Below are 12,108 nucleotides of genomic sequence, written 5' to 3'. Positions count from 1 at the left end.
GTGCCGATGTAGTTGTGGTTGAGCATCCGGGCCTCTTCTTGGGCCAGGACGACAACCCGTCGCGCTCGGTCGGTGAACCGCTCGAACATGCCCTCACGTCCCTCACGAGCTCCCACGCTGCTCGTCGACGGACGGCACCTGGAGGCACCGAAGCGAGATTGTTGCGCTGAGTCGAAGACTCTTGGCCACGTCGCAATGGTCGGCGTGGGCAGCCACTTGTGGCGCAGGCAGGCGCTCTGCCTGACGAAATAATAGCCCATCAGGCGCGTGGATCGACAACCTCGCGCATCGCGGAGATCGGAGCGGGGTCCCGTGCCGGGCGCCGGAGGACGCCGCTCCCGGGCGGGGCGGGCGGGCCCGACCGGTGGGGCCGGCGCCGCCCGAAGCGGCGCACCAGCGGCATCTCCACCCCCTCGTGCAGAGCCCAGGCGAGGGCCAGCGCGACACCGAGGAGGGCGGCGACCACCAGCGCGGACCCGAGCGGCCCGAAACGGCGCTCCGGGCCGACCACCTGCGCCCCGGCCACCACCACCATCCAGTGCACCAGGTAGAAGGCGAAGGACAGCTCCCCGAGCCGGACCAGAGCGGGGTGCCGCAGCACCGACGCCCGTCCCCGGCCGTCGGCGGTGGCCCCCGCCGCGATCAGCGGCACGAGCCAGAGCGACGCCAGACCTCCGGTGGCGAAGAGGTACGGAGCGGAGAGGACGTATCCGTAGCCCAGCACCGCGATGCCCGCCGCGGGCAGCAGCCCGATGCGGGGCCAGCGGCCCGCGCGGACGATCCGGGCGAGCACCATGCCCAGGACGAACTCCAGCGCCCGCACCGGTGGGAGGAAGTACACGAACCAGATCTGGGTGAACGACAGCGTGCCGGAGGCGATGATGGTGAGCCGCGGTTGGTCGTCGACGAGGAACGTCGCGGTCAACGCCGCGCCGGCCATCAGGGCCGCCAGGGCGCCCACCGCCCACCACAGCCGGCCGGCCGGGATCCGGTTCACGAGCGGCAGCAGCAGTGGGAACGCCAGGTAGAAGAAGAGTTCGCAGGAGAGCGACCAGCTGACCCCGTTGAACGAGGTGCTGGTCGACAGGCTGGGCACCCAGGAGTGCAGCAGCAGCGGATTGGTCACCCAGTCCAACAGGCCCGTCGCCCGCCCGGCGACGACCCCGAGCACCGCGGCCAGGGCGAAGGTCACCAGGTGGCTCGGGTAGATCTTGACCATCCGCCGGCGCCAGAAGCGCGTCGTCCGATCGCCGGCCCGGGCGGTCCAGGTCAGCACGAAGCCGCTCAGGACGAAGAAGAAACCCACGCCGTACGGGCCGGCGAGCGGGAAGGTCCGGGCGATGAAGGACCCGGCGGAGCCCCCGATGAACGTCGTGATGACGGCGATGTGGCAGGTGAAGACCATCGCCGCCGCGACGAATCGCAGCCCGGTCAGGGAGGGCAACCGGCCGGCCGCGTCGTTGTCCGTCATGGCGCGGTCGTCACCAGGTCACCGGCAGGGAGCTGATCTCGCGGGCCAGGCCGCCCGACTCCCACGGCACCGCCCGGGGATCGACCGCCAGCCGGAGGGTGGGGAACCGGGACACCAGCGACCCGAGCGAGATCTGCAGCTCCGCCCGGGCCAGGTGCGCGCCGGGACAGTGGTGCGGTCCGTAGCCGAAGGCCAGGTGCGGGTTGCGGGCCCGGGTGAGGTCCAGCCGTTCGGGATCGGTGAACACCGTCTCGTCGTGGTTGGCGGAGATCCGGGACGGCAGCACCGGCTCACCGGCCCGGACCAGCACCCCGCCGAGCCGGACGTCGCGGGTGGCGTAGCGGGCGAAGACCGCTGCCTCGTCGGTCTTGGCGAACCGCAGCAGTTCCTCGACGGCGAGGTTGATGAGGCCCGGCTCGGCGGCCAGCCGGGCCAGTTGGTCCGGATGGCTCAACAGCAGGTACGCGCAGTGGCCGAACTGGTAGTTGACGCTGCCGTGGCCGGTGGCCAGCATCAACCTGGCGAGCGTGACCACCTCGTGCTGGTCCACCCCGGAGTCGGCCTGGTAGCCCTCGATCAGCGCGCCGACGAGGTCGTCGGTGGGTGCCGACCAGCGCTGGGCGAACAGTTCGGCCACGTACTCCTGGAGTTGCTGCACGTGCTGCCGGGCCAGCTCGGGCGGCATGGAGGTGGTCGCGGTCATGGCCTTCGACCACTCGGCGAACTGCGGCCGGTCTGCCTCGGGCACCCCGAACAGGTCGGCGATCACCCCGATGGTCAGCGGGACGCCGAAATCGCCGACCAGGTCCCACGGTGGTCCCTGAGCCGCCATCCGGTCCAGCAGGTCGTCGGTCACGCGTTGGATCAGCGGTCGCATCACCCGCACGCGCCGGGTGGTGAAGACCCGCGACACCAGTCGCCGCAGCCGGCTGTGCTCGGGCGGGTCCAGGCCGAGGATGTTCTCCTCCGGCATCACCGGGAAGGCGCGCGGCTGGTCGCTCCGGCTCGCCACGGCCCGGCTGAACCGGGGGTCGCTGTGCACGCACCTGACGTCGGCGTAGCGGGTCGCCAGCCACGCGTCGTCGCCGAAGGGCATCCGTACCCGGATCATGGCGTCGTCCTGGCGGAGCCGGCGGTACTGCTCGTGGATCGAGGGTCCGCCTGCCGTTTCCAGCGGATAATTGTGGGACTCGTCGGTGGACGCCATGCTGACCTCACATCGGTGGGCGGAGACATGCGCTCTCGAAGCGTCTCCGCACCGTATTCGGTGGTCGTCGGCACCGGCAATGCTGCGTTTGTCGATGCCGGTGCAGCGCAGGTGGAACGCCATACAGATGTTGCGTAGACGTCAATATGAGTGGCATTGCCGAGGGCTCGGTCGGTCCTTTAGCGTGACCTCGCGACTTATTGCGAAATTGCCACCGGCGACATTTTGCCGGCGGTTCCCCGTCGACGGCCTTGGAGGGCGAAGTGCGAGCAGCGGTCCTGCACCCGGGCGGTGGTCCGTCCCTGGATCTCCGCGACGACGTCACGGCCCTCGGACCGGACGAGGGCGAGGTGAAGATCCAGATCAAGGCCACCGGCGTGTGCCACTCGGACCTGTCGGTCGTGGCCGGCGGCCTGCCGAGTCAGGGCACGATGATCGTCGGGCACGAGGGAGCCGGCATCGTCCGCGAGGTCGGCCGAGGCGTCACCGGGGTGCAGGTGGGCGACCACGTGGTGGTCAACTGGATCCCGGCCTGCGGCCGCTGCCCGGACTGCGTCAACGGCGAGTCCCACCTCTGCATGACCCACATGTCGGACCTGTTCGGCAAGGCGCGGTTCGCGGTCGGTGAGACGCCCGCGTTCGGCATGGCGGGCACCGGCACCTGGGCCGAGGAGATCGTCGTGCCGTGGGAGGCCGCCGTCCGGATCGACGACGACATCCCGTTCGAGTACGCGGCGCTGCTCGGCTGCGGCGTCTCCACCGGCGTCGGCGCCGCCGTCAACACCGCCCGGGTCCGCCCCGGCTCCACCGTCGCCGTCCTGGGGCTCGGCGGGGTGGGGCTCTCGGTCGTCCAGGGCGCGGCCATCGCGGGCGCGGCGCGGATCGTCGCCGTGGATCCGAACCGGAGCAAGCACGGGGTGGCCATGCAGCTCGGCGCCACGGAGGTCGTCGTGCCGGAGGAGCTGCGCGCCACCCACGACGCGGTCACCCAGGGACGGGGCTTCGACACCGTCTTCGAGGCCGTCGGCCGGTCGGCCACCATCCAGGCCGCCTGGGACGTGACCCGGCGCGGTGGGGACACCGTGATCGTCGGCGCGGGCGCGGCGGACGACCTCGTGCAGATCAACGCCTTCGAGCTGCTCTTCCGGGCCCGCAACCTGCTGCCGTCCGTCTACGGCAGCTCCGATCTGCGGCGGGACCTGCCGCTGCTTGTCGCTCTGCACCGGCAGGGCCGGTTGGACATCGAGAGCCTGATCAGCCGGCGCATCCGATTCGACGAGCTCAACGACGCGGTGTCCGCCCTCGAGAAGGGTGACGTGATCCGCCAGGTCGTGCTCTTCGACGAGTGACGAGCAGGGCCCGAGCCGGCCCGACGGTGGCGGCGGGTTTCGCGGCCGGATCGACGGGGGTAGAGGTCACACCGCCTGTCAGCCGAGAGCCGAGGAGACTGTCATGTCGGTGCAAGCGTTCCTCTACCTGATCGCGGTCATCCTGCTCGCGCTCGCCGCGCTGCCCATCCGCACCCGGGGTGTCTCGCTCGCGCTGCTCGGGGCCGCCTTCGCCCTGCTGGCCTACGCCTGGCCGGCGATCACCGGCTAGGCGCGAGTGACGACGATCACATCCGCCGGGGACCCGGACCCGCCGGACCCGTCGTCTTACCGGGTGTGAGAACCGGCATGGACGCGGCGGACGAGGGTGACCTCGTCCGCCGCGTGGCCCGTGGGGACCGGCGGGCGTTCGACGAGCTCTACCGGCGTACCGCGCCGTGGTTGGAGGTGCGCCTGCGCCGCCGCTGCGCCGATCCGGACGTGGTCGCCGAGGTGCTGCAGGACACCTACCTGGCGGTCTGGCGGACGGCGGGCAGCTTCGCCGGCACCCGGAACCGGAACGGCGGCGGGTCGCCGGGGAGCGCGGTGGGTTGGCTGTGGACCATCGCCGCCCACCGCCTGGTCGACGCGTTCCGTCGCCGGGCCCGCACCGCCCGGGTGCCGCAGGTGCCGCTCATGCCGAGCACGGCACCCGCCGCCGAGGACGAGGTGATGGCCGCCCGGGTCGGCCAGGAACTGGAGCAGGCGCTGCTCGTCCTGCCCCCCCGAGGTCCGCGCCGCGCTGCGGGCCACCGTCCTCGACGGCCTCTCGTCGCGGGAGGCGTCGGTGCTGCTGGGCGTCCCGGAGAACACCGTCAAGTCCCGCGTACGTCGGGCCCGGGTCGCCCTGCGGGAGGCGCTGTCGTGAGCACCCATCCCAGCCTCACCCAGATCGAGCGCTACGCCGCCGGGGACCCCGGCCTCGACGAGCCCGCCGTCTGGGCCATCGAGGTGCACCTCGAGGACTGCGCCGACTGCCGGGCCCGGCTGGCCGGCAGCACCACCCCGGACACCAGGGCCGTGATCGAGCGGGTCGCCGCGGCCCTGGACCGGGAACTCGCGGCGACGCCCGCGCCCGCCGCCCGGAGCCGGTCCTGGTCGGTGCTGCGTCACCGCTGGTTCGTCGGCACCCTGCTGCCGTGGCTCGCGATGACCGCCGTGGCGCTGGCCTGTGCCGCGCTGCTCGGCGTGCTGTGGACCGGGATGCCCGCACTGGTGCTGCTGGTCGCGCCGCTGGCCCCGCTGCCCGGTGTGGCGGTCGCCTGGCACCGCCGCGCCGATCCGGCCTGGGAACTGGTCGCCGCCACACCGGCCGCGGGCCTGACGATGCTGCTGCGGCGTACGGCCGCGGTGCTGGCCGTCGTCGTGCCCGCGCTCGCGCTGGCCGGGGCCGGCGCGGGCGTGTCGCTGGCCCTGATGCTGCTGCCCTGCCTCGCGTTCGCCGTCGCCGCGCTGCTGCTGGGCACCCTCGTCGGGGTACGCCGGGCCGCGATCGGCCTGATCACCGCCTGGACGCTCGTGGTGATCGCGCCCAGCCTCGCCGCCGCCCGGCTGCCGGTGGTGCTGGCGGCGGAGAGCGCACCCGGTTGGGCGTTGGCCACCGCGCTGCTGACCGTGGCCGCCTTGCTCCGGGCCGACGGGTTCCGGCGACTCGCCCAGCACGACTGACCACCGAGATCACGATCCCGGAAGGAGACCATGCCGATGCGTGCCGTGAGCGCGGTCGAGACGACCGTGACCACCCACCCCTGGGCCGTCCACGCGGAGGGCCTACGGGTCCGGGCCGGTCGACACCTGGCCGTCGACGGCCTCGATCTGGCTCTGCCCACCGGCGTGCACGGGCTGCTCGGGCCGAACGGCGCCGGCAAGACCACGCTGATGCGCGCCCTGGCGACCGTCCTGAGCCCGGCGGGCGGTCGGCTGACGCTGCTCGGGCGGCCGGTCGACGGTCGCGCCGACCTGCGGGCGGTCCGCCGCACCCTGGGTTACCTGCCGCAGCAGTTCGGCTACTACCCGCGGTTCACCGTCCGCGAGTTCGTCGGCTACCTGGCCTGGCTCAAGGAGATGCCGAAGGCCGACATCCCGGCGGCGGTGCAGCGGGCCGTCGACCGGGTCGGGCTGACCGCCAAGGCGGACGCCCGGCTGAAGACGCTCTCCGGCGGCATGCTGCGCCGGGCCGGCATCGCGCAGGCCATCGTCAACGATCCCCGGCTCCTGCTGCTCGACGAGCCGACCGTCGGTCTCGACCCGGAGCAACGCCTCGACTTCCGCGAGCTGCTGCGTGACCTCGGCACCGACAGCTGCGTCCTGGTCTCCACCCACCTGGTCGAGGACGTGGCGGCGGCCTGCACCGACGTCGTCCTGGTCAACGACGGTCGCCTGGTGTGGCAGGGCACGCCCGAGGCGTTGTGCGCACAGGGCGGCCAGGGCCACGCCGGGGACAGCCCGGCCGAGCGGGGCTACTCCGCGCTCCTGCGCCGGCACCGCGTGGAGGCCGGCCGGTGAGCGTCCTCCGACTGGAACTGCGCCGCTCCGCCGCGCTCGGCGCCGCGCTGCTCACGGTGGTGGTCGGGCTCGGTGCGCTCTACGTGGCCACCGGGCGGTGGTCGGGCGGCTGGATGTCGCTGGCCCTGACCACCCGGGAGTATCTGCTCCTGATGTGGCCGCTGGCCCTCGCCGCCGGGGCCTGGCAGGGCCGTCGGGAGCACCGGGCGAAGGTCGGCGAGCTGTTCGCCAGCACCGCCCGGCCCCGGGCCGCCCGGATGCTGCCGGTGCTCGGCGCGATGGCCCTGGCCCTCGCCCTCGCCTACCTGCTGGTGACCGCGGCGGGACTCGCCCGGATCGGCACCGCCGTTCCGTACCGTCCCCTGGCGACCTTCGCCGTGGTCACCGGTGTGGGCGTGCTGTCCCTGGTCGCCGCGGCCTGGCTGGGCCTGGGGATCGGGCGGATGCTGCCGGCCCTGGTGACCGCCCCGGCGCTGGGAGCGGCCGGCGTACCCCTGATCTTCTTCAGCGCCGTCGGGCCGGCGGACTGGCTGGCCGCGGCGATCTCCCCGGTCCACGGGTCGAGCTCGTTCCACGACTACCAGACGGTCGACGACCGGGTCAGCGCCGCGCTCGCGATCTGGTTGGTCGCGCTCGCCGTCGCCGGCCTGATGCTGTTCGTCGCCGGCGGCTGGCGGACCCGGGCGGCGGCGGTGGCGCCGGTCGCGCTCGGGCTGCTGGCGGCGACCGCGATCGTGCCGCGCGACCCGGACGTGGTCACCTGGCCGGTCGACCCGGTCGCGCGGGAACTGGTGTGCACCGAGGACACCCCGACGGTCTGCGTCAGCCGAGTCCACGCCAACGTGCTCGACACGCTGACCCCGCTGGCTCGGGACGGGCTGGCGGTGCTGGCGAAGCTGCCGGACGCGCCGACCGCCGTGCAGGAGGACACCCGCACGATCAGCTTCGAGGAGGTCCGGTCGGTTCCCCGGGACGGCGTCGTCACGATCGAGGTCCGGATCGACGGACGCGGCGAGCTCGCGCGCCCGGACTCCGTGGTCCGCGCGGTCGTCGGAGGACTGGGGGTCGCCTACGACGGGACCTGCGAGAACCGCGACGACGTGGTCGAGCGCGCGGCGGCCTCCTGGCTCCTGGGGCGCGAGCCACGGTCGGACGTGGGGGTGGTGCCCGGCATGATCGAGGAGGATCCCGGGATCAACGCCGAAGCGGTCGCGCTCTGGCGAGGGCTGCGCGAGCTGCCGGACGACGAGGCGCTGGCCCGGGTCACGGCCGTCCGCAACGCGCTGCTGGCCTGCCAGGACCCGGCCGGCTTGCTGTCCGGGAGCGCCAGGTGACCGGGACGCTGCTCCATCTGCGCGCGCGTCGCGTACCCCTGGCCCTGGCCGCGGCCGTCGGCGGCGCGGCGGTGGTCTGGGCGTCGTGGCTGGCCTTCGCCGAGGAGCGGGACGCCACCGTGATGGTGGTCGTCATGACCGTGCTGCTGATGGTCGTGGTGCTCGCACCCACCCTCGCCGGCCCGGACGAGAGCCTGGACCGGACCGCGTCGCGGCGCTGGCCCTGGTGGCGTGGGGCGCACCTGCTCGCCGGCCTGCTGGTCGTCCTGCTGGCCCTGGCGGCCACGTGGCCCACCGGAGCCCGGTTCGGGCCGGCGGCGCTGGTGGTCCGCGACGCCGCCGGCCTGCTCGGGCTCACCGCCCTGTGCGCGACGGTGCTCGGTGCCGCCCGCTCGTGGTTCCTGCCGCTGGGCTGGACCACGGTCGCGGCCCTGTATCCGCAGGCGGGCGCCGGCGGGGCGACCGCGACATGGCAGGGCCAGCCGCCCGAGAGCGAGGCCGCCGCGCTGGCGGCGGCGGCGCTCGCCCTCGGTGGGCTGGTCGCCTACTCGATCGTCGGCCCGGCCCGCAGGAGCCCGGCCGAGGTGTTCGAGGCGTGACCGTCGGGTCGCCTGCCTACCGCTGCGCGACGCGGTAACCGCCGTCGCCGGTCGCGGCGCGTTCGCCGAGGGCCGCCCAGGCCGTGCCGTCGAGCTTGAGGGCGTCCCGGAGGTAGCCGGCCACCGCGTCCGCGACGAGGGCGACGCGGGCCGGGTCCTCGTCGGTGGTCTCGGCGACCCGCTCGCCGGCGACGCCGCCGAGGGTGTGCTGCCCGTCGGCGATGGTGAGCAGGCTCTTGGGCGCGGGGCTGAGGTGGTAGGCGTCGGTGAACCAGTCAGGTCCCCGGGTGGACATCGCCGACTGGTCCCGGTCGCCGGCGACCACGAGCGCCGGTGCGGCCATGGTGGAGTAGTCCGGCCGCATGAACGGCAGGTGCTCGACGGCGAACGGGGTGAGCGAGTCGCCGGTGCCGGTCGCCGCGAGGAGTGCGCCGGCCCGGACGGCGGGGCGGGAGAAGTCCTCGCCCGGGGTGCCGGCGGCGTCGAGGACACGGGCACCGAGAAGGGCGCCGACGGTCTGGCCGCCCCAGGAGTGCCCGACGGCGGCGATCCGGTCGTGGTCGACGGTCGCGTGCAGTCCGGCGGTGCGGGCCCGGTCCATGATCTCGTCGAGGTGGTCGAGGACGGCGTGCAGGTCGGCGATCCGGACCCGCCAGATGCTGCCGAACCTCGGGTCGTCGAACCCGATGCCGTGGCGGCGGGAGTCGAGGTGGCTCGGCTGGACGACGACGAATCCGGCGGCCGCCCACCGGTCGACGAGCGGTTCGTAGCCGTCCATCGACCAGGCGTTGCCGTGCGAGAAGACGATCACGGGGAGACGGTCGCCGGACGCCGGGGCGGTGACCTTGACCGACAGGCCGGGGTCGCGTGCGGTGGTGGGTACCGGGAGGGGCTTGACCGCGACGATCGGCGGTACGGGGTGGTCGGTACGCATGGTGACGCCTGCCTCTTCTGTCATACTCGAACGGAACATTGTTCCGCCAACGTTAGCGGAACAGTGTTCCGCCAACAAGGGAGGACGCTGTGACGGAGTCGATCGGCGCGCGCCAGGCAGGCGTCCGGCGCAATCGTGAGGCGCTGCTCGCCGCCGCGGCGGCCGTGTTCGTGGAGCAGGGGGTCCAGGCGCCCATCCGGGACATCGCCGGCCGCGCCGGCGTGGGCCTGGGCACGGTCTACCGGCACTTCCCGAGCCGGGCCGAGCTGGTCACCGCCGTCTACCGCCACCAGATCGAGGAGTGCGTCGCGCTGGCCGACGCGCTGCGCCAGGAGCCCGTCGCCCCCGGCGAGGCGCTGGCGCGCTGGATCGACGCGTTCGTCGAGTTCCTGGTGACCAAGCACGGCCTGGGCGTCGCCCTCCAGTCCGAGGACCCGAGCCTGCACACCCTGCACACGCTGATGCTCGACGAGCTCGTGCCCGCGTGCGCAGCGCTGATCGAGGCCGGCGTGGCGGCGGGCGACATCGACCCCGAGGTGACCGCGTACACGCTGATGCGCGCGGTGGGCAACCTGTGCATCCTCGGCCCGGGCTACGAGCGCGCGCACGCGCGGGACATGGTGGCCCGCCTGCTCGCCGGGTGCCGCCCCACCCGCTGACGAGCGCCACGCACCACTTCTCCGGTCGGTGCAACGTTCCGGGCACGTGGCGCCGTTCTACCTCCGGCACGAGGAGGCAGTCGACGTGAAAGCCGAAGACGAGCAGGCCTTCCGCGAGTTCGTGACGTCACAGATGGCGTCGCTGCGGAAGCTGGCGTACATGACCTGCGGCGACTGGCACGCGGCGGAGGACGCCGTGGCCAACGCGCTGGTCAAGCTCTATCCCCGCTGGCGGAAGTTGGACCGTCCCGATCTCTACGTCAAGACCATGGTCTACCGGGCCGCGGTCGACGAGACCCGTCGCCCCTGGCGGCGGGAACGGTCGGCCGGCGACGCCATGCCCGACGTCGCGTTCCGCGACCCCGCCGGGGCGACCGACGAACGGATGCGCCTGCGGGCGGCGCTCGACGCCGTGCCGGCCGGACAGCGGGCCGCCGTGGTGCTGCGGCACTACCTGGACCTGAGCCTGGAGGACACCGCGCGCGTCCTCGACTGCACGGTGGGCACGGCCAAGAGTCAGGTCTCCCGTGGCCTGGCGAAGCTGCGCGAGTCGCTCGGCGGCGAACACCTCAATCTCACCAGGAAGCCGATGGAGGAGTGGACCAATGCAGTTGCGTGATCTCGTGGACGCCGTGACCGGCGACGAGCCGCCGATCACCCGTACCGCCGACGACATCGTCGCGGCCGGCCGGCGGGCCGAGCGGCGCCGCCGCGCCGGGTTCGCGTCGGCCGGCGCGGCCGGCCTCGTCGCGGTCGCGGTCACCGGCGCGCTCCTGGCGCCGACCCTGGTAAGCGGGCGGAACACCGCGGCCGCGCCGGCCCCGGCCGGCGCGGCGCCGTCCCGGCCCGTCGACGACGGGTGGCCCGACGTCACGCCGTTCGCCTTCACCTTCAAGGGGTACGACGCCGGCACGCTGCACGTGCAGGATCCGATCGCGGCGTCCACCGGTTACCAGATCGCGTCCGTCTACTCCGACAACCACACCTCCAACGACAAGCCCGAAACCGCGGAGGAGGCCGAGGCGCGGGGCAACGTCCTCGAGCGGAAGAAGGCCGGTGGGAAGCCGTCCCTCTGGGCGTACCTGACCGTCTACCGGCCGGGCGTCTTCGACCCCGCCGGGATCTCCGGCGCCGAACACATCACCGTGGCCGGGCGCAAGGCGGTACGGGCGACGCTGCCGGTCGACCTCGACCCGGGCAAGCCGGTGGACCCGGGCAACAAGCTGTTCGCCTGGGAGTACGCCGCCAACGCCTGGGCGGCGGTCACCTCGTACTCCAGCGACGAGGCCACGCCGAGCTTCGAGGACCTGGGTGGACTTGTCGAGGGCCTGAAGCCGAGCAGGCCGATGCCGGCGCTGGTGCCGTTCACGGTGGGCTTCGTGCCGGACGGCTTCGTGCCGCTCCAGACCGGCACGCACGCCATGCCCGGCCTCAGCGGCATTGCCGCGGCACGGGCCGGTGACTACGGCGGCGCGACGTACACCCGGTCGGCCCTGCCCACCTCGGGCCTGACCGCGCCGTACGACGCGACCATGGGCGTCATCAGGGACGGGTTCCACATCTTCGTCACGCCGAGCACCAGTGCGAACCAGTCACCGGAGCCGGGCACGACGAGGTGCTACAAGGTGCCCCGCGAGCGCGCCCGGGACGCCGGCGTGCCGATCGGCGACTTCTGCAACGTCTGGAGCGCCGACGGCAAGGTCGTCCTCCAGGTCGGCGCCACCGGCTTCGACAACACGCTGTCGCGGGCCGAGCTGGAGAAGATCGCCAAGGGGATCACGGTCGCCGACGTCGAGAACGAGTCGACCTGGACTCCCGCCGAGGACGCCCTGCGGCCGTAACGGAGCGCCGACGGACGATCTGTGCTCAGTTCAACCGGCTAGAAAACCTAGGTTGGAACGACTAGACATCTTCATCAGGCTGGCATACTCTTCCTTGAGTCGAGAGGAAAGATCCGTCAGGACGCAGACGGGCCGCCCGGCCGTGAGGCCACGACGGGCGGCGACGGAAGGAACAGGCTTCACCGTTCCCT

At 73.1% G+C, this 12,108-nt stretch carries 12 protein-coding genes and 1 pseudogene; 10 read left to right on the top strand and 3 right to left on the bottom strand.

Translation table 11 applies throughout. The features are described from left to right. Window positions 1–259: 259 nt before the first annotated feature. Both GA0070213_RS10695 and GA0070213_RS10690 read right to left on the bottom strand, forming a co-directional pair. Complete coding sequence (locus tag GA0070213_RS10695) at window positions 260–1,471, bottom strand: acyltransferase family protein (protein ID WP_091061443.1); 1,212 nt, start codon at window positions 1,469–1,471, stop codon at window positions 260–262. 10 nt (window positions 1,472–1,481) lie between these two features. Continuing rightward, entirely contained in the window at window positions 1,482–2,678 is a 1,197-nt protein-coding gene (locus GA0070213_RS10690) for a cytochrome P450 (protein WP_175441286.1), read from the bottom strand. A gap of 263 nt (window positions 2,679–2,941) precedes the next feature. Between GA0070213_RS10690 and GA0070213_RS10685 the strand changes: the two genes are divergently transcribed. From GA0070213_RS10685 to GA0070213_RS10660, 7 genes and pseudogenes are all read left to right on the top strand, one after another. Beyond that, window positions 2,942–4,027, top strand: coding sequence for an alcohol dehydrogenase catalytic domain-containing protein (locus GA0070213_RS10685; protein WP_091061435.1), 1,086 nt, complete (start codon window positions 2,942–2,944; stop codon window positions 4,025–4,027). A 103-nt stretch (window positions 4,028–4,130) separates the two neighbouring features. After that, window positions 4,131–4,277, top strand: coding sequence for a hypothetical protein (locus tag GA0070213_RS31485; RefSeq protein WP_175441285.1), 147 nt, complete (start codon window positions 4,131–4,133; stop codon window positions 4,275–4,277). Between the two features lie 77 nt (window positions 4,278–4,354). Beyond that, window positions 4,355–4,913, top strand: a pseudogene (locus GA0070213_RS10680) (RNA polymerase sigma factor). Then, window positions 4,910–5,713 carry a cupin domain-containing protein gene (locus tag GA0070213_RS10675; RefSeq protein WP_091061433.1) on the top strand — a complete coding sequence of 268 codons (804 nt, stop codon included), beginning with the start codon at window positions 4,910–4,912 and terminating at the stop codon, window positions 5,711–5,713. Before GA0070213_RS10680 ends, GA0070213_RS10675 begins: the two are co-directional and overlap by 4 nt. A gap of 36 nt (window positions 5,714–5,749) precedes the next feature. Then, the gene (locus GA0070213_RS10670) at window positions 5,750–6,550 is read left to right on the top strand and encodes an ABC transporter ATP-binding protein (protein ID WP_091061533.1); all 801 of its coding nucleotides are present in this window, start codon (window positions 5,750–5,752) and stop codon (window positions 6,548–6,550) included. Continuing rightward, complete coding sequence (locus GA0070213_RS10665) at window positions 6,547–7,884, top strand: hypothetical protein (protein ID WP_091061431.1); 1,338 nt, start codon at window positions 6,547–6,549, stop codon at window positions 7,882–7,884. The genes GA0070213_RS10670 and GA0070213_RS10665 overlap by 4 nt, the downstream gene beginning before the upstream one ends. Next, window positions 7,881–8,483: a hypothetical protein gene (locus tag GA0070213_RS10660; protein WP_091061430.1), complete on the top strand. Its 603-nt coding sequence runs from the start codon at window positions 7,881–7,883 to the stop codon at window positions 8,481–8,483. Before GA0070213_RS10665 ends, GA0070213_RS10660 begins: the two co-directional genes overlap by 4 nt. A 16-nt stretch (window positions 8,484–8,499) precedes the next feature. On the opposite strand, the gene GA0070213_RS10655 is transcribed toward GA0070213_RS10660, so the two are convergent. Next, window positions 8,500–9,441 carry an alpha/beta hydrolase family protein gene (locus tag GA0070213_RS10655; RefSeq protein ID WP_245716337.1) on the bottom strand — a complete coding sequence of 314 codons (942 nt, stop codon included), beginning with the start codon at window positions 9,439–9,441 and terminating at the stop codon, window positions 8,500–8,502. A 65-nt stretch (window positions 9,442–9,506) separates the two neighbouring features. Here GA0070213_RS10655 and GA0070213_RS10650 point away from each other — a divergent pair, with 65 nt between their 5' ends. From GA0070213_RS10650 to GA0070213_RS10640, 3 genes are all read left to right on the top strand, one after another. Beyond that, window positions 9,507–10,076: a TetR/AcrR family transcriptional regulator gene (locus tag GA0070213_RS10650; protein WP_091061428.1), complete on the top strand. Its 570-nt coding sequence runs from the start codon at window positions 9,507–9,509 to the stop codon at window positions 10,074–10,076. Between the two features lie 85 nt (window positions 10,077–10,161). Further along, the gene (locus tag GA0070213_RS10645) at window positions 10,162–10,695 is read left to right on the top strand and encodes a SigE family RNA polymerase sigma factor (RefSeq protein WP_091061531.1); all 534 of its coding nucleotides are present in this window, start codon (window positions 10,162–10,164) and stop codon (window positions 10,693–10,695) included. Beyond that, the gene (locus GA0070213_RS10640) at window positions 10,682–11,917 is read left to right on the top strand and encodes a hypothetical protein (RefSeq protein WP_091061427.1); all 1,236 of its coding nucleotides are present in this window, start codon (window positions 10,682–10,684) and stop codon (window positions 11,915–11,917) included. Before GA0070213_RS10645 ends, GA0070213_RS10640 begins: the two co-directional genes overlap by 14 nt. The last annotated feature ends 191 nt before the right edge of the window (window positions 11,918–12,108 follow it).

The organism is Micromonospora humi (genome assembly GCF_900090105.1).
GTDB lineage: Bacteria > Actinomycetota > Actinomycetes > Mycobacteriales > Micromonosporaceae > Micromonospora > Micromonospora humi.
Note: the sequence above shows the minus strand (reverse complement) of the source record. Positions and strands in the feature narration are given on the sequence as shown.